Source organism: Chryseobacterium contaminans, from assembly GCF_001684955.1.
GTDB classification, from domain to species: Bacteria; Bacteroidota; Bacteroidia; order Flavobacteriales; family Weeksellaceae; genus Chryseobacterium; species Chryseobacterium contaminans.
The window spans coordinates 1-984 of the sequence record NZ_MAYF01000229.1 but is presented as its reverse complement, the minus strand read 5'-3'; the positions used below and the strand labels follow the sequence as shown (position 1 = coordinate 984).

Below are 984 nucleotides of genomic sequence, written 5' to 3'. Positions count from 1 at the left end.
TGTCCCGTCCTGAAATAAGTTGACAACTAATCGACTTATTTATGAAAGAACAAGTATTAAAAAGAGAAAAGCGCACCCAAAGAGACTACAGTATAGCTTTTAAATTACGGGTAGTTTCTCAAGTAGAAAACGGGGATTACACTTACAAGCAGGCTCAAAAAGAGTATGGTATCCAGGGAAGAAGCACCGTTTTGGTTTGGTTGCGAAGATATGGTAACTTAGAGTGGAGTAAACCTAAACTTCATACTATGCCTAATCCTAAAGAAACTCCAGCTCAAAAAATTAAACGTTTAGAAAAGGAACTCGCTGATGAAAAACTAAAAACAAAGGTTCTGAATACCATGATTGATATCTCAGATAAACAATATGGGACTCAAATCAGAAAAAAGTTTTCCTCCCAACAATCTTCCAGCTCCACAGACAAGGAATAAGTATATCAAGACTGTGTAGATTGTTTGGGATAAGTCGTCAGGCTATTTATCAAGCTAAACAAAGGATTTTAATCCGTGAAAACGAATTATTGAAAGTTAAATTTCTGGTTCAGGAAATACGAATGACGTTACCTAAATTAGGAACAAGAAAGCTTTATCATCTTCTTAAAGAACAACTCATAAAGGAGGATATCAAACTGGGAAGAGATGCTTTATTTGCCTACTTAAAAAGAGAAAATATGCTGATTGGTAAACAAAAGAAATATATTAAAACAACATTTTCAAAACATTGGCTTAAAAAACATCCCAACCTGTTGAAGGATTTGAAAGTAGAGAAAGCGGAACAGGTATTTGTAAGTGATATAACTTATCTTAAAACCAAAGAATCTACATGCTATTTATCTTTGGTAACAGATGCCTATAGCAGAAAGATAATGGGATATTCATTAAGTTCAAATATGAACACTGAAAATGTTGCAAAAGCTTTAAAAATGGCAATAAAAAATAGAAGTTCAAGTGATCCATTAATCCATCATTCAGACAGAGGTTTGCA

Annotated in this window: 2 protein-coding genes; both read left to right on the top strand. The window is 33.4% G+C overall.

Going from position 1 to position 984, the window contains the following annotated elements:
• Positions 1–41 precede the first annotated feature (41 nt).
• Entirely contained in the window at positions 42–431 is a 390-nt protein-coding gene (locus tag BBH99_RS12665) for an IS3 family transposase (RefSeq protein WP_066696197.1), read from the top strand.
• An 89-nt stretch (positions 432–520) separates the two neighbouring features.
• Positions 521–984, top strand: a 464-nt coding sequence (locus BBH99_RS12660) for a DDE-type integrase/transposase/recombinase (protein WP_165601934.1), incomplete at its 3' end; no start/stop codon positions are given.